General features: G+C 66.6%; 14 protein-coding genes and 2 riboswitches. Of the genes, 10 read left to right on the plus strand and 4 right to left on the minus strand.

Annotation, left to right across the window (positions count from 1 at the left end; translation table 11 throughout):
* Positions 1 to 67: 67 nt before the first annotated feature.
* Positions 68 to 286, minus strand: a complete 219-nt coding sequence (locus ACLE20_RS12200; RefSeq protein WP_410940570.1) for a hypothetical protein — start codon at positions 284 to 286, stop codon at positions 68 to 70.
* Between the two features lie 289 nt (positions 287 to 575).
* Between ACLE20_RS12200 and ACLE20_RS12205 the strand changes: the two genes are divergently transcribed.
* A complete protein-coding gene (locus tag ACLE20_RS12205) occupies positions 576 to 1817 on the plus strand; it encodes a GGDEF domain-containing protein (protein WP_410940571.1) in 1242 nt (413 codons plus the stop codon).
* Positions 1818 to 1871: 54 nt separating this feature from the next.
* On the opposite strand, the gene thiM is transcribed toward ACLE20_RS12205, so the two are convergent.
* Complete coding sequence (gene thiM, locus ACLE20_RS12210) at positions 1872 to 2675, minus strand: hydroxyethylthiazole kinase (protein WP_410940572.1); 804 nt, start codon at positions 2673 to 2675, stop codon at positions 1872 to 1874.
* A 61-nt stretch (positions 2676 to 2736) separates the two neighbouring features.
* A riboswitch (TPP riboswitch) is annotated at positions 2737 to 2833 on the minus strand.
* 127 nt (positions 2834 to 2960) lie between these two features.
* Positions 2961 to 3065: riboswitch (TPP riboswitch) on the plus strand.
* A 169-nt stretch (positions 3066 to 3234) separates the two neighbouring features.
* Between thiM and ACLE20_RS12215 the strand changes: the two genes are divergently transcribed.
* From ACLE20_RS12215 to ACLE20_RS12250, 8 genes are all read left to right on the plus strand, one after another.
* A complete protein-coding gene (locus ACLE20_RS12215) occupies positions 3235 to 3990 on the plus strand; it encodes an ABC transporter permease (protein ID WP_410940573.1) in 756 nt (251 codons plus the stop codon).
* A gap of 28 nt (positions 3991 to 4018) precedes the next feature.
* Positions 4019 to 4966, plus strand: coding sequence for an ABC transporter substrate-binding protein (locus ACLE20_RS12220; protein WP_410940824.1), 948 nt, complete (start codon positions 4019 to 4021; stop codon positions 4964 to 4966).
* On the plus strand, positions 4963 to 5733 hold the full coding sequence (locus tag ACLE20_RS12225) for a hydroxyethylthiazole kinase (RefSeq protein WP_410940574.1): 771 nt from the start codon (positions 4963 to 4965) through the stop codon (positions 5731 to 5733). Before ACLE20_RS12220 ends, ACLE20_RS12225 begins: the two co-directional genes overlap by 4 nt.
* Entirely contained in the window at positions 5720 to 6382 is a 663-nt protein-coding gene (thiE, locus tag ACLE20_RS12230; RefSeq protein WP_410940575.1) for a thiamine phosphate synthase, read from the plus strand. Before ACLE20_RS12225 ends, thiE begins: the two co-directional genes overlap by 14 nt.
* Entirely contained in the window at positions 6379 to 7182 is an 804-nt protein-coding gene (gene thiD, locus ACLE20_RS12235) for a bifunctional hydroxymethylpyrimidine kinase/phosphomethylpyrimidine kinase (RefSeq protein WP_410940576.1), read from the plus strand. The genes thiE and thiD overlap by 4 nt, the downstream gene beginning before the upstream one ends.
* A 107-nt stretch (positions 7183 to 7289) precedes the next feature.
* Positions 7290 to 8162: a dimethylarginine dimethylaminohydrolase family protein gene (locus tag ACLE20_RS12240; RefSeq protein WP_410940577.1), complete on the plus strand. Its 873-nt coding sequence runs from the start codon at positions 7290 to 7292 to the stop codon at positions 8160 to 8162.
* A gap of 193 nt (positions 8163 to 8355) precedes the next feature.
* The gene (locus ACLE20_RS12245; protein ID WP_410940578.1) at positions 8356 to 10323 is read left to right on the plus strand and encodes a putative bifunctional diguanylate cyclase/phosphodiesterase; all 1968 of its coding nucleotides are present in this window, start codon (positions 8356 to 8358) and stop codon (positions 10321 to 10323) included.
* Positions 10324 to 10435: 112 nt separating this feature from the next.
* A complete protein-coding gene (locus ACLE20_RS12250; protein WP_410940579.1) occupies positions 10436 to 11956 on the plus strand; it encodes an aldehyde dehydrogenase (NADP(+)) in 1521 nt (506 codons plus the stop codon).
* A 46-nt stretch (positions 11957 to 12002) separates the two neighbouring features.
* Here the strand turns inward: ACLE20_RS12250 and ACLE20_RS12255 are convergent, their stop codons facing one another.
* On the minus strand, positions 12003 to 12434 hold the full coding sequence (locus ACLE20_RS12255) for a DUF1284 domain-containing protein (RefSeq protein ID WP_410940580.1): 432 nt from the start codon (positions 12432 to 12434) through the stop codon (positions 12003 to 12005).
* 4 nt (positions 12435 to 12438) lie between these two features.
* Positions 12439 to 13605, minus strand: coding sequence for an FMN-dependent L-lactate dehydrogenase LldD (lldD, locus tag ACLE20_RS12260; RefSeq protein ID WP_410940581.1), 1167 nt, complete (start codon positions 13603 to 13605; stop codon positions 12439 to 12441).
* Positions 13606 to 13799: 194 nt separating this feature from the next.
* Between lldD and ACLE20_RS12265 the strand changes: the two genes are divergently transcribed.
* Positions 13800 to 14879, plus strand: a complete 1080-nt coding sequence (locus ACLE20_RS12265) for a D-TA family PLP-dependent enzyme (RefSeq protein WP_410940582.1) — start codon at positions 13800 to 13802, stop codon at positions 14877 to 14879.
* Positions 14880 to 14954 lie beyond the last annotated feature (75 nt).

The following is a 14954-nucleotide window of genomic DNA, read 5'->3' on the forward strand; positions in this document are numbered from 1 at the left end:
TCCTGGCCGACACCGCCGGTTGTGCATCAGACCATGAGCCGGGGAAACAGGCTGGTCGTCAGGCGCCTCAGTGGCTGGTTCCCTGACGGGCCTCGCGGATGGCGGCGAGGATCTTTTCGCCCGGCTTGGCGGAGAGTGCTGCGACGCGGACGCGCATCTCCTCGCGTGCTGCCTCGGCCCGCCGACGCGATGCCTCGCCCTGGGCGAGAAGCATGCGCACACTTTCACGGATCTGGATCTGCTCTTCCATCGCGACCTCGCTTCCTGCTGCCGATCGGCGGCTCATCCGGCCGATCGTCTGCCATTCCTCGTCGGCGCCGCCACCTCGGGCTGGCCGGTGACCTGTGAGCCCCCTTCGCACTGGGATGGTGCGAAACGAACGCAGTGATTTGTTCTCTATATGTTCTGTTATCCACAGCTTGTCAACAGGAGCAAGGATCGGTAGGGGGCGGAAGTCCGATCCTGCTCTGACTGGTTGTAATGACACATCAACCAATCTTTGAGATCGCACGGTTTGGTAGGGAATGCGAAAGAACCGCCGTCATAGGGTCTTCTTCGAAACCTGGAACTTTCCAATGCCGCTCAGTCTTCCCACCCTCTTTGCCGTCGGCCTCGGCACGCTTGCCGTTGCGGCCGTCATGACGTTCTGGGAGCGGCGATTTAACGCCGAACGGGCCCGGGAGCTGATGTGTTGGACGGTCGGCTATATCCTGATGGCGATCGGGTGCGGAATCTTCCTCGGCCGCGCCAGCCTGCCGCTCATCGTGGTGCAGGGCGTCACAAACATCCTGATGGTCGGCGGCTATTGGCTGCTTCTCTTGGGCGCCATGCCCTTTGTCGGCGTGCGGCTGCCGCGCAAGACGCTGGTGTTCGCGCTCATGGCTGCCACCGTCTGGCTCCTGATCGGGCCCAATCTCTCCTATGCGATCTGGAGCGCGGTCGGCAGTTTCTTCATCACCATCCCCTGTTTCGCGCTCGCTTTGATGCTGGTGCTCAACGGCACCACCGGCCCGACCCGTTCCTGGGTTCTCGCCGCCGTCGTTTTCGGCCTGCACGGCATGGTTTATCTGGCCCGCGTCGTCGTCATTCCCTTCGCCTATTCGCTGAACCAGGACGGGGTGCTGGACGCCATCGCGCTCTTCACCATGTTCGAGGGCGTGGTTTTCTCCATGGCGGCGCCGATGGCGCTCCTCTCGCTGACGCGCGAGGAGAGCCGGCACCAGCTGCTGCGCGCCTCGCAGACCGATTTCCTGACCGGGCTCGACAACCGCCGCGCCTTTACACAGCGCGCCACCCCGGTCATTGCCGAGCGGACGGAAGAGCTCGAGCCGGCGCCGCTGCTCGTTCTCTTCGATCTCGACAACTTCAAGCAGATCAACGACGACTATGGCCATGATGCCGGCGATCAGGTGCTGAAAATTTTCGGCCGCGTGGCTCGCAGCATCTTCGGTCCGCAGGATTGTGTGGCGCGCATGGGCGGCGAGGAGTTCGCGGCGCTGCTGATCGGGCGTGAGCATGATGAGGCCAAGCAGCTGCTTCGAGCGGTCTCGGCGCGTTTCGCTGTCGAAGTCCTCGCCGAAACGGCGATCACCCGCCACGTCACCTTCAGCGCCGGCCTCGTGGCGGTCCGCCCGGGCGATACGCTGCGGGCGCTGATGACCACGGCCGACCATCTGCTCTACCGCGCCAAGCAGGCCGGGCGAAACCGGGTGGAAACCGATCTCGACGTGGCACCCGCGCCGGCCTCCGTTGTTGCCGATGACGACGAACCGCACGCAAGGCCCACCCTCGCCAGGGTTGCCTCGCGCTCGGCATAGTCCTCACGGCTCGCTTCTTCGAAGCGCGAAGCCGATCATGACTCCTACCGCGTGTCACACCGTCTCGATCCGCGCTTCGGCTGTCACAGCGGCTGGATCGACGGTCGTGAGACGGTCGAGGAACCGCCAGGCGAAGGAGCCGGCGCCGTCGGCCTGGGCTCCGGCCTGGCTGCCGGCCACGGCGAACAGCGCCAGGGCGCCGGTGGTGGCTTCAAAGGGATCGTCCGGGCGCGCGGCGGCATAGGCGCCGATCAGGCAGGTCAGCGCGCAGCCGAGCGCGGTCACCTGTGGCATCAGCTCCGAGCCTCCATGAATGCGCCGCGCGCGGCGCCCGTCGGTCACGAAATCGACGCTGCCGGTCACGGCGACGACCGCTCCGCTCGAATGGGCGATGCGCCGCGCAGCATATTCGGCCACGGCGACCGGGTCGCCGCTATCGGCGCCTTGGCCACGGCTCGCAGCACCGGACAGCGCCAGGATTTCAGAAGCATTGCCGCGGATGATGGTCGGGGAGAGCGCCATCAGCGACGCCGTCACCTCGCTGCGATAGCGCGTCGCCTGGTGAGCGACCGGGTCGAGAACCCAGGGGCGGCCGGCGGTCGTGGCGCCGCGGATCGCGCGCCGCATGCCGTCTACCCAGGGCGCGGATAAAGTGCCGATATTGATCGTCAGCGCACCGGCGAGCGCTGCGAATTCCTCCGTCTCCTGCTCGGCATGGACCATGGCCGGCGAGGCGCCGGCCGCCAGCAGCACATTGGCGGCGATCGACATGGCGACGTAATTGGTGATGCAGTGGACGAGGGGGCGCGCCTGCCGCACCTCGTGCAAAAGCTGTCCTGTGAAATGATCCTGCGTCATGGTGCTCCTCAGGCGACGGAGCGGACGCGACTTGAAGGGAAGGGCGGTGATCGCCGCCAGGACCGTCCCCCAAGCGACTCCCTCCGCCGGCATTATCCGGTTCAGGTTCAAAGGGTGCTTCTCAGCCCGCCTCGCAGCGAGCGCCCCTGTCTCTCAAGCAGATCCATCTTGCCGATCGGGGCGCGCTTGTCACGCGGAAAAGCGAGGCACTGGCCCCTCGCGGGGTCACGCAAGGGCTGGCCTGATCGCCACGGTTGACAGGACAGGCATTTGCCGTCACTGCTTGGCCATTCCGAGGGGAGCACCGCACGGTGCTGAGATGGGCGTGGAGCCCGGACCCTTGAACCTGATCCGGGTCATACCGGCGTAGGAACGGAAACGGGTCGCCCGCCAGTGCGCCTTCCCCTTCTTCGCTTGCTCGGATCTCCATGATGATTGTCAGGAGATCGCCATGTTGCCTACCCGCTCTTCTCTCGCCTCCCAGCTTGCGGCGCCGGCGTCCGCCGATTGTGAGCCGTTGATGGTGCGCTCCGGCGGCCTGCGGTAGGGCGGCTGCTGCATGCAGACGCGCCATGCGGCGCTCGGCCTCTTCGGCGTCCTTTTGCTCTGGCAGGGCGCCGTGGCGGCCGCGCTTCTTCCCCTCTACGTCCTGCCGACACCGGCCGCCGTGCTTGCCGCTCTCTGGCGCCAGCGCGCCTTTTTGCTCGACCAGACCACCGTCACGCTGGGCGAGATCGTCGCCGGCCTTGTCCTCGGCAGCCTGTTCGGCGCGGCGATCGCCTTTCTACTTGCCGCCTGGCCGCGGCTTGGGCGGCTCGCCTGGCCGATGCTCCTCGTGCTGCAGGCCTTCCCCGTCTTCGTCCTGGCGCCGATCCTCGTCCTCTGGCTGGGCTTCGGCATGGCGTCCAAGGTGGCGATGACGGTGATCATCATCTTCTTTCCCGTCGCCTCTGCCTTTGCCGATGGCTTGAACCGGACCCCGCAGGACATCGTCGATGCCGCGGCGCTGACGCCGGCCAGCCATTGGCAGATCCTGACGCAGATCCGCGTACCCCTTGCCCTGCCGCAGCTGGCCACCGGCCTGCGCGTCGCCGCCCCGCTCGCTCCGCTCGGCGCGGTGGTCGGCGAATGGGTCGGCGCTTCCGGCGGGCTCGGCTTCGTCATGGTGCAGGCCAATGCGCGCATGCAGTCCGACATGGTGTTTGCCGCCATGGTGCTCCTCGCCATTCTCGCTGTCGCTCTGCGCCTGCTCATCGACCGGCTGACCCGGCCCTTCGCGCCCTGGGCGCGCACCCGTCCCCCTGTTTTCGATTGACCGTCTGGAGAAACCCATGATCCGATCCCTGTCCCGTTTCCTCGCGCCCCTGCTGTTTCTGGCGGCGGCCCTGACCGGCCCTTTTCCGGCGGCTGCGGCCGACCGGTTGACGGTGATGCTCGAATGGTTCGTGAACCCCGACCACGCGCCCCTCGTGATCGCGGCGGAGAAGGGCTTCTTTGCCGAGGAAGGGCTGGACGTGACGCTCGTGCCGCCGTCCGATCCCTCCTCCGTGCCGCGGCTCGTTGCCGCCGGCCAGGCCGAGATCGGCCTGCACTACCAGCCGAGCCTTTATCTCGACCGCGAGGCCGGCCTGCCGCTCAAGCGCTTCGGCACGCTGGTGGAAACGCCGCTCAATACGCTGACCGTCTTGAAGGACGGACCGATTGCCGGCATTGCCGATCTCAAGGGCAAGACGATCGGCTTCTCGGTTTCGGGCTTCGAGGATGCGCTGGTCAAGCGCATGCTGACCTCAGCCGGGGTCGATGCCTCTTCCGTTACCTTCGTCAATGTCAATTTCGCCCTGACCTCCTCGCTGATCGGCGGCAAGGTCGATGCGACGATCGGCGGCTACCGCAATTTCGAGCTCACCCAGATGCGGCTCGAAGGGCATGAGGGGCGGGCCTTCTTTCCCGAAGAGCATGGTGTGCCGGCCTATGACGAGCTGATCTACGTCACGCGCGATGATTTGATCGACGATCCCCGCCTGCCGCGCTTCCTCCGAGCGGTCGAGAAGGCGACGATCTTCCTCACCAATCATCCGCAGGACGCGCTGGACGTCTTCATCAAGGCGTACCCCTCGCTTGACGATGCACTGAACCGCCAGGCCTTCGCCGATACGCTGCCGCGCTTTGCCAAGCGCCCGGCGGCGCTCGACCCGGGACGCTACCAGCGGTTCGGCACCTTCCTGGCGGAAGCAGGGCTCCTGAAAGCGCCTCTGCCGGTGGAGAGCCTCGCCGTGGAGCTTCATCCATGAGCATTGGTTTCGACACCTGCGGCTTCACAGGGGACCGGGCCGCGGAGATCCTCCAGCGGGTGCGCCAGCGCCGGCCGCGCGTCCATTGCCTGATGAACACGGTCGTCCAGAAGTTCACCGCCGATGGCATCACCGCCATTGGCGCGATCCCCTCCATGACCGGCTCGCCGGAAGAGATCGCCGATTTCGTCGACCGCGCCGATGCGCTGACCATCAATCTCGGCACGCTCGATGCCGGCCGGCGCGCGGTGATCGAGACGGCGGTCGAGCGGGCGGCAGCGCGCGGCATTCCCTGGGTGATCGATCCCGTTCACTGCGACTATTCCCCGACCCGGCTCGCCTTCGCCCGCGCCTTGATGGCGCGCAATCCGACGGCGGTGCGGGGCAATCGGGCGGAGATGGCCCTGATCGGCGAGCGCGAGGCCGGTCTCACCATCGTCACCGGACCAGCCGACCTCCTGAGGGATGGCGACCGTACGCTGACAGTGCGCAACGGTCATGCACTGATGGCCGCCGTGACCGGCACCGGCTGTCTTTCAGGCGGCGTGATTGCCGCCTTCATGGCAGTCGAGCCCGATCCTCTGCTCGCCGCCGGCGCAGCGCTGGCGACGACCGGGGTCGCAGCGGAGCTCGCCGCCATCGGGGCGCCGGGGCCGGGCAGTTTCGGCATGTCTCTGCTCGATCGACTCTACGCGCTGACGGCGGCGGACCTTGCGGCCCACGCCCATTTCGACGGAAAAGAAGGACGATCCGATGACCAAGGTTGATCTGCGCTTGAATGCCATCGTCGACGCGTCGCTTGCCGATGTCGCCGACTTGCCGCTGCTGGCGGCCCAGGCGGTAAGGGGCGGTGCGACGCTGCTGCAATATCGCGACAAGACCGCCTCGACGCGGCGCATGGTCGAGCAGGCCATGGCGATCATCGTCGCGATCGCCGGCAGCGGCGTGCCCCTGCTTGTGAATGACCGGGTCGATGTGGCGCTGGCTGCGGGTGCGGATGGCGTGCATCTCGGCAGCAGCGATCTCGATCCTGAAACGGCGCGCCGGCTTCTGGGACCGTCTGCCATCATCGGCCTTTCGGTCAAGACCGCCGAGGAGGCGCACCGCGCCGCGCTCGCGCCAGCCGATTATGCCTGTATCGGCGGCGTCTTTGCGACGACGTCGAAGGACAATCCCGGTCCGCCCCTTGGCATCGACGGCTATCGCCTGCTCCGCAAGCAGTTGCACGCCGACCGGCCCACGCTCCCCGTCGGCGCCATCGCCGGTATCACCGAAGCACGCATTGCGCCACTGATCGCCGCCGGCGCCGATGGTGTCGCGGTGATCGCCGCCCTCTTCCGATCAGGCGACGTGATTGGCACCGCTCGGGCCTTTCGGAGCGCCGTCGATGCCGCCCTTTCGGAGCGCAGCGCATGACGGCGATCGCTCTCACCATCGCCGGTTCCGACAGCGGCGGCGGCGCCGGCATTCAGGCGGATCTCAAGACCTTTTCCGCGCTTGGCGCCTATGGCGCGAGCGTGGTGACGGCGATCACGGCGCAGAACACGCGCGGCGTTCGGGCGGTGGAGGATGTCTCACCGACAATGGTCGCTGCACAGATGGCAGCTGTCTTCGAGGACCTCGCCGTCGATGCGGTCAAGATCGGCATGGTCTCGCGACAGCAGACGATCGAGACGATCGCAGCCGGGCTCGCCCCCTATCATGGGTCGGTCGTCCTGGATCCGGTGATGGTTGCAACGTCGGGCGATCGGCTGCTGCAGGCCGATGCGATGGACGCCCTGCGCAGCTTGCTTCTGCCGCGCGCGGCGCTGGTGACGCCCAACCTGCCTGAGGCGGCGCTGCTGACCGGCCTGCCGATCGCCGAAGACGAAGCCGGGATGGTCGCCCAGGGTGAGGCGATCCTGAGGGCCGGGGCGAAGGCGGTGCTGGTCAAGGGTGGGCATGGCCGCGGACCCGAAAGTACCGATCTGCTCCTCACCGATGGGGCCTTGCACCGCTTGACTGCGCCCCGCATCGAGACGCGCCATGACCATGGCACCGGCTGCACGCTGGCTGCGGCCATCACCGCCGGTCTCGCCCGCGGCGAAGCGCTCGCCGCCGCCGTCTCTGCCGCCAAGACCTATCTCCACCAGGCGCTGGAGGCGGGGCGGACGCTGGGGGTCGGCAAGGGCCGGGGGCCGGTCCATCATTTTCATGCCTGGTGGCGACCGGATTGAGTGTCTGCCGGGCGGTTGCTCGGGCGCGCGACGCCGCATCTTGCATCTTGCTGCGGGGGCATCGGGCACTGTAGCGTCCCGGCCGGTCGAGCAGCGGGGAGATGAGCATGGCGGACTATGGCGCGCAGGATATGATCGAGACCCTGGCACGGGTCCTGATGCGCCGGCCCGCGCGGCGCGCGGCGAAGACCGTCGATCAAGCGGTTTCGGCCGAGCCAGACCCGGACCGGGCGGTGGCGCAATATGAGCGCCTGGCCGGTCTGGTCGCCGGCTCGGGCGCCGAGATCCTCTGGCTCGACGATCGGGACGATGCTCTGACCGATGCACATCACGCGGCCGACATCTCCCTGGTGACGGCTGCGGGGGCGGTCCTACTGTACCCGTCGAAACCGGGACGCAAGAAGGAGATCGCCCTCCACGAGGCGGCCTACCGAAGGGCCGGTGTGCCCATCCTCGGCCGGATCGAGGCGCCTGGAACGCTGGAGGGCAGCGATTGTCTCTGGCTCGACGCCCGTACTCTGCTCGTTGGCCGGGGATTTGGCACGAATGAGGAGGGCGTGGTGCAGCTGGCCGAGTTGCTCGGGCCTCAGGACATCGACGTGCTGAGCTATGATCTGCCCTATTGGAAGGGGGAGGCGGCCAGTCTCACTCTCCTGTCGCTGATCAGCCCCGTGTCGCGTGACACGGCGCTCGTCTACCTGCCGCTTCTGCCCGCCGCGCTCTACCAGTTCCTGGAGGAGTGGGGCGTCGCCATGGTGGAGGCGCCGGAGGACGAGTTCGTGGAGAGCCAGGGCCTCAGCCTGCAGGTGCTGGCCCTGAGCCCGAAGAGGGTAATTGCGGTCGAAGGCTATCCGAAGACCCGAGCCGTCCTGGAGGAAGCCGGCTGCACCGTTTCCACCTTCAGCGGCGATGCGCTCTGTGCTCCGGGCCCCGGCGGGCCGCCTCGCCTCGTCCGGCCGGTCCTGCGCGAGGGCTTGTAGGACTTCGTGATCCTCTGCCGCGAGCCGCAGGTCGGTTCGCCAGTCGTGTCGCTGTAAGTCCAAGCGGACCGAAGGTCCTGACGGGCCTGCGGCGTCCAAACTTCGCTAACTATGCTCACAAAGGTGATCGCTTCTTAACATTGACGTAGCCCCTTTCCGCCATGATCGAGAAAACGGAGGCGCCCAGCCCATCATGTCGCAACTGTCGAAGTTTTTCGCATGGCTGATGATTGATCCGCGTCAGACCGATCTTGCTGCCGCGCAGCTGATCGAGCTGCAACGGCAGGTTCCGCTCCTCTATCTTCTTTTGACCGTCAATGCCGTCGCGGTGGCCTATACGCATCGGGGCGTTGCGCCCTGGTCGCTGACGGTTGCGGTTCCCTGCGTCCTCGTCGGCATTTGCGTGCTGCGCACGCTCGTTTGGCTGCTGCGCCGCCACCAGAAGACCGATCCGTCCGAGGCGGTCACGAAACTGCGCCGCACCGTCCGCCTCGGCGGGATCATTGCCGTCGCCTATATCACCTGGTCGCTGCTGCTCAACGAATATGGCGGCCCCTATGAACAGGGGCATGTGGCAATCTTCATCGCCATCACCGTCATCGGCTGCATCTTCTGTCTGATGCATTTGCCGCAGGCGGCCGTCACCATCACGCTGCTCGTCACCATTCCCTACGTCGTCTACTATATCCACCTCGGCAACACGGTCTTCTACGCCGTTGCGCTCAATATCCTGCTGGTGACGGTCGTCATGCTGCAGGTGTTGCTCAACAGCTTCTACGGCTTCACCCGGCTCATCCAGTCGCAGGGCGCGCTTGCGCAGAAACAGGCGGAGACCGAGCGGTTGGCCGAGGAAAATGCGCGGCTCGCCCATACCGACATGCTGACCGGTTTGCCGAACCGGCGCTATTTCTTCAACCGCCTCGACCAGATGATCGAGACCTCCGCCGCCTCCGGCGAGGTCTTCACCGTCGGCACCATCGATCTCGACCGTTTCAAGCCGGTCAACGACACCTATGGGCACCTGGTCGGCGACCGGCTGCTCGATCAGGTGGGCTTGAGGCTCGGCAGCTTCGCCAGTTCCGAGATCGTCGTAACCCGCCTCGGCGGCGACGAATTCGGCTTTCTCATCGCAAGGCCCGGGCCCGAAGCCCAGCGCATGTCCCAGGAGATCTGCGACCGGCTGTCCGAACCCTACCAGGTTGGCGCGATCACCCTGTCGATCGGCTGTTCCTGCGGCCTGGCCTCATATCCCGAGGCCGGCGATACGGCGCACATGCTCTTCGACCGCTCGGACTATGCGCTCTACAGCTCCAAGACGGCGCGCATGGGCAAGGCGACGCTCTATTCGGTCGATCACGAGAACAAGATCCGCTCGGGCCAGGCGATCGAGACCGCGCTGCGCGCAGCAGATTTCGATGCAGAGTTCTCCGTCGTCTTCCAGCCGATCGTGGCCGGGCGCAGCAACATGGTCTTTGCCGTCGAGGCGCTGGCGCGTTGGGACCATCCCGAGCTCGGCCGCGTCGCGCCCGATCAGTTCATCCCCGTCGCCGAGCGCACCGGCCTTGTCCATCCGCTGACGCTGGCGCTGTTCCGCAAGGCGCTCCGCGAGATGGAGAAGCTGCCGCCCGGCATCAAGCTCTCCTTCAACCTCTCCGCCAACGACGTCACCTCCACTTCCACCATCCTCTCCCTCGTCAACGCAATCGGCGAGGGACGGATCGATGCCCGGCGGATCATCTTCGAACTGACGGAAACCGCGGTCATCCGCAATTTCGAGACGGCGGTCGAATCGATCAATCTCCTCCGGCGCCTCGGCTCGCAGGTCGCGCTCGACGATTTCGGCACCGGCCAGTCCAGCCTCGGCTATCTGCACCGCTTGCCAATCGATGAGGTCAAGATCGATCGCAGCTTCGTGGCCGGGCTCGAAAATCTTTCCGGCCGCAAGATCGTCGCTTCGATCCAGGGCCTCTGTCGCACGCTCGACATCGAATGCATCATCGAAGGTGTCGAGAATGGCGAACAGCTGCGCGTGCTGAGCGCGCTTGGCTGCGAAGCCTATCAGGGCTACTTCTTCTCGCGTCCCTTGCCGATGGATGAGCTGGTCGACTGGATCGCCGCGCGCATGATGGATGCCCCACGCGTCGCCTCGCCCTGGCGCTGAGGCGCCGTCCAAATCGCTGCTGCCTGTTGCCTTCCTCCCCCTTCATCCGGCATGAGGGACTTACGAAACCGGTGCCCGCGGCGCCGGTCGATGATGGAAGGAAGGAACGACCATGCTGACCGGTGACCTCTTGATCGGCGGACGGGCCGTGCGCGGCACGAACGGCGAGATCTACGGCCTTAACGCCGCGACGGGCGAGCGCCTGCCAACCAGCTTCGGTGGCGCGAGCGAGGCCGATCTCGATCAGGCTGCGGCGCTCGCCTGGGACGCCTTCCCGCTTTATCGCGAAACCGCGCTCGAGGCCCGTGCGGCCTTCCTCGAAAAGATCGCCGAGGAGATTCTCGCGATCGGCGACGATCTCATCACCCGTGCCATGGCCGAGACCGGCCTGCCGCGCGGACGGCTGGAGGGGGAGCGCGGCCGCACCATGGGCCAGTTGCGCCTCTTTGCCTCGGAACTGCGCGCCGGCCGCTTCCAGGATGTGCGCATCGACCCCGCCGATCCGGAGCGCAAGCCGGCGCCGAAGCCGGATCTGCGTTTGCGCAACATCGCTATCGGCCCGGTCGCGGTCTTCGGTGCGTCCAACTTCCCGCTGGCTTTCTCGGTCGCCGGCGGCGATACGGCCTCGGCGCTCGCGGCCGGTTGCCCGGTCATCGTCAAGGCCCATTCCGCCCATCCCGGCACCTCGGAACTGGTCGGCCGTGCCGTCCAGAAGGCGGTGGCCGAGAGCGGTATGCCGGAAGGCACCTTCGCGCTCCTTTATGACAGCGGCCTTGCGATCGGCCAGGCACTGGTTGCCGATCCGCGCATTCGCGCGGTCGGGTTCACCGGCTCGCGGGCCGGCGGGCTGGCGCTGATGGCGGTGGCCGCCAAGCGCAAGCAGCCGATCCCCGTCTATGCCGAGATGAGCTCGATCAATCCGGTCATCCTGTTCCCCGAGGCGCTGCAGGCGCGGGGCAGGGCGATCGGCACGGCCTTTGCGGGCTCGCTGACGCTCGGCGCCGGCCAGTTCTGCACCAATCCAGGCCTGCTGCTGGCCTTGGAAGGGCCGGGTCTGGACGATTTTCTGGCCGGCGCCAGTGAGGCGCTCTCGACGATCCCCGCCCAGACCATGCTGACCGCCGGCATTGCCAAGGCCTATGCCGAAAACCGCGCCCGGCTTGCCGGACACGAGGCGGTGAAGTTGGTGGCGGAAGGGCAGGAGGGTGAGGGTGCCCAGGGTCGCGCCGGCCTCTTCGAGACCGACGCCGCGCAATTCCTGGCCGACCATGCGCTGCAGGACGAGGTCTTCGGCGCCACCGGGCTTGTCGTTCGCTGCCGCGATCTCGGCGAGCTCGAACAGGTGCTCGACGCGCTGGAAGGTCAGCTGACCATCGCTCTCCACATCAGCGATGGTGACGAGGCGGACGCCCGCCGGCTTCTGCCGAAGCTCGAGCTGCTGGCCGGCCGCATTCTCGTCAACGGATTCGGTACGGGTGTGGAAGTGTCGCCGGCCATGGTGCATGGCGGGCCCTACCCGGCAACCTCGGACGGGCGCTCGACCTCGGTCGGCACCCGCGCCATCGAGCGCTTCCTGCGCCCCGTCTCCTACCAGGATCTGCCCGAAGCGCTGCGGCCGGCAGCCCTTCGCTAATCGACCCCTCCGGGCAGGGTCGCGCGACGCGCCTGCCCGGTCGACCCTATGGACAGTCTCGCCGAATGCGCACATCCGCGAAACCGTCCTCGGCGACCTCGGTGCAGAGTGCCTTCCATTCGCAGCCGGTGCAGGCGCGGCGGAGGCTTCCGACGCGGAAGGCGCGTCGCAGCGCGGCCAGACGCTCCCGCGTGATGCGCAGGCGCGTCCCGGCCTCGATCTCCACGCCGAGCAGCGCGCCGGCATCGAGGGCCGCGCGCGTGTCGCGCTCCGTCACGCTGTCGAAGCGGCAATGCGAACCGGGCGCATCCGCCACCGGCCCGCAGATCTCGTCCGGTCCCTCGACGATCACGATCTCCTCGCCGGCCGAAAGTCGTTCGGCGATCCCATCGTAATTCTCCACGAAGGCCGGGCTATAGCCCTTGCCGACATAGGTCAGCATGCAGAGCAGATGATGCGGGCGAAGCCGGACGGTCATGCGGTCAGGGCGCGGCGGGCAGTGGCAGCGGCTTGGCGTCGGAGACAAGGCAGCTGCGGTCGAGTTCGGAGAGCGACTTGACGCCGGTGAGCGTCATCGCCACGCGCATCTCCTTTTCGAAGAGGTCGAGCAGGGTGGTCACACCCTCTTCGCCGGCCGTCGCCAGCGCATAGAGGAAGGCGCGTCCGATCAGCACCGCATCGGCACCGAGCGCGATCATCCGCACGACGTCGAGGCCCGAGCGGATGCCGGAATCGGCGAGGATCTTCAAATCGCCCTTCACCGCATCGACGATCGCCGGCAGGGCGCGGACAGAGGAGAGAACGCCATCGAGCTGGCGGCCGCCATGGTTGGAGACGACGATGCCATCGGCGCCGAAGCGCACGGCGTCGCGCGCATCATCGGGATCGAGAATACCCTTGATGACGATTGACCCCTTCCAACTGTCGCGGATCCATTCGAGATCCTTCCAGCCGATCGAGGCATCGAAATTCTTGGCGAGCCAGCCGATATAGTCGGCGAGGCCGGTCGGCTTGCCGAGATAATGCGAGACATTGCCGAGATCATGCGGCTTGCCGTGGATGCCGACATCCCAGGCCCAGCGTGGATGCATCATCGCCTGCAGCACGCGGCGCATCGGCCCGTTCTTGCCCGACATGCCGGAATGCGCATCGCGGTAGCGCGCGCCGGGGGTCGGCATATCGACGGTGAAGACCAGCGTGGTGATGCCGGCCGCCGCCGCCCGCTCCAGCGCCTGTTTCATGAAGCCGCGGTCGCGCAGCACATAGAGCTGGAACCAGATCGGCGTCGAGACCTTGGACTGCACCTCCTCGATCGGGCAGACGGAGACGGTCGAGAGCGTGAAGGGAATGCCCTTCTTGGTCGCCGCGCGCGCGGCCTGCACCTCGCCGCGCCGCGCATACATGCCGGTGAGCCCGACGGGGGCCAGCGCCACCGGCATCGACATGCGCCGGCCGAAGAGCTCGGTCTCGAGGCTCAGGCCCTCGACGTTGCGAAGGACGCGCTGCTTGAGTGCCACTTCCGAAAGGTCGGCGACATTGCGATTCAGCGTATATTCGGAATAGGCGCCGCCATCGGCATAGTGGAACAGGAAGGGCGGTAGCCGCCGGCGCGCAGTCTCGCGAAAGTCGGTGGGCGCGGAAATGATCATCGGTTTCCCCCTCATGTCTCTGAACGCCGTCTTTTCAGCCCTCCACAGGCTGCTGCGGCTCGCTCAAGGGCTCGTAGCAGACCTCTTGGCAAGCGTCGAGATCGACGGATGTCGCGTAAGTGGCGCCTTTGATCTTGCGTCGAGGGGCGGGCTGTGGTGCCTGTTGGCCCCGCGACTCTGCTGACAGGTGCCTCATGCCGCTCGACGATTCCCGCCTCGACCATCTCGATACGCCCGCCGTGGTCGTCGATCTCGACATCGCGCGGCGCAATATCGAGCGCTTCCAGGCCTATGCCGATGCGCATGGCCTCAAGGTGCGCCCGCATATCAAGACCCACAAGCTGCCGGCCATCGCCGAACTGCAGCTCGAAGCCGGCGCGATCGGCATCACCTGCCAGAAGGTGTCGGAAGCCGAGGCGATGGTGGAGGGGAGCGCGGCAATCCGGGACGTGCTGATTACCTACAACATCCTTGGCGCCGAGAAGCTTGATCATCTGGCCGACCTGGCCCGCCGCGTCCGCCTGGCCGTCGTTGCCGACAGCGCGGCGGTGGTGGATGGGCTTTCCACCCGCTTCGCCGGCGAGCCAGAACCGCTTCGCGTCTTCGTCGAATGCAACACCGGCGCCAATCGCTGCGGCGTGCCGACGCCGGACGTGGCAGCGGACCTGGCCGGGCATATTGCCAGCGCCCCCGGCCTGACTTTCGCTGGGCTCATGACCTATCCGCCTGGCCGCGGCGAGGCCCGCGTGCAGGCCTTCATGACGGAGGCCAAGGCGCTGATCGAGGCGAAGGGGCTTGTCGTCGAGACCATCACCTCTGGCGGCTCGCCGACGATGATGACGGCGGCCGAGGCGCCGGTCACCACCGAATATCGCCCGGGCACCTATGTCTATAACGACCGCTCGCTCGTCACCTACGGCACCTGCGGCTTCGAGGATTGCGCCTTGACCGTGGTGGCGACCGTCGTCTCCGTTCCGGCGGAAAACCGGGCGATCATCGATGCCGGCTCCAAGGCGCTCACCTCCGATCTCCTGGGCCTGACAGGCTACGGCCATGTGCTCGGCCGTGACGATCTGTCGATCGACCAGCTCTCCGAGGAGCATGGCCGGATCGTCAGCGAGGGGCCGATCGGGCTCTCGGTCGGCGACCGTGTGCGCATCGTGCCGAACCATGCCTGCGTCGTCACCAATCTCGTCGATGCCGTGCATGTGGTCGGCGGCGGGCGGAACAGGCCGGAAGCGTGGCCGGTGGTGGCGCGCGGACGCATTGTCTGAACCTTTTGAGAAACTGAGTCCGGTATTCAGCTGCAAGCCGATGATGGACAAGGATTTCTTGTCTTAAAGTACTGC

The sequence above is a fragment of the Rhizobium sp. YIM 134829 genome (genome assembly GCF_046546455.1).

What these genes read in the sequence shown, in the direction of transcription:
- ACLE20_RS12240 (WP_410940577.1), top strand. Translation starts at nt 7,290, where the DNA reads ATGGCGGACTATGGCGCGCAGGATATGATCGAGACCCTGGCACGGGTC.
- ACLE20_RS12205 (WP_410940571.1), top strand. Translation starts at nt 576, where the DNA reads ATGCCGCTCAGTCTTCCCACCCTCTTTGCCGTCGGCCTCGGCACGCTT.
- ACLE20_RS12255 (WP_410940580.1), bottom strand. Translation starts at nt 12,434, where the DNA reads ATGACCGTCCGGCTTCGCCCGCATCATCTGCTCTGCATGCTGACCTAT.
- thiD (WP_410940576.1), top strand. Translation starts at nt 6,379, where the DNA reads ATGACGGCGATCGCTCTCACCATCGCCGGTTCCGACAGCGGCGGCGGC.
- ACLE20_RS12225 (WP_410940574.1), top strand. Translation starts at nt 4,963, where the DNA reads ATGAGCATTGGTTTCGACACCTGCGGCTTCACAGGGGACCGGGCCGCG.
- lldD (WP_410940581.1), bottom strand. Translation starts at nt 13,605, where the DNA reads ATGATCATTTCCGCGCCCACCGACTTTCGCGAGACTGCGCGCCGGCGG.
- ACLE20_RS12250 (WP_410940579.1), top strand. Translation starts at nt 10,436, where the DNA reads ATGCTGACCGGTGACCTCTTGATCGGCGGACGGGCCGTGCGCGGCACG.
- ACLE20_RS12215 (WP_410940573.1), top strand. Translation starts at nt 3,235, where the DNA reads ATGCAGACGCGCCATGCGGCGCTCGGCCTCTTCGGCGTCCTTTTGCTC.
- ACLE20_RS12245 (WP_410940578.1), top strand. Translation starts at nt 8,356, where the DNA reads ATGTCGCAACTGTCGAAGTTTTTCGCATGGCTGATGATTGATCCGCGT.
- ACLE20_RS12265 (WP_410940582.1), top strand. Translation starts at nt 13,800, where the DNA reads ATGCCGCTCGACGATTCCCGCCTCGACCATCTCGATACGCCCGCCGTG.
- thiE (WP_410940575.1), top strand. Translation starts at nt 5,720, where the DNA reads ATGACCAAGGTTGATCTGCGCTTGAATGCCATCGTCGACGCGTCGCTT.
- ACLE20_RS12200 (WP_410940570.1), bottom strand. Translation starts at nt 286, where the DNA reads ATGAGCCGCCGATCGGCAGCAGGAAGCGAGGTCGCGATGGAAGAGCAG.
- thiM (WP_410940572.1), bottom strand. Translation starts at nt 2,675, where the DNA reads ATGACGCAGGATCATTTCACAGGACAGCTTTTGCACGAGGTGCGGCAG.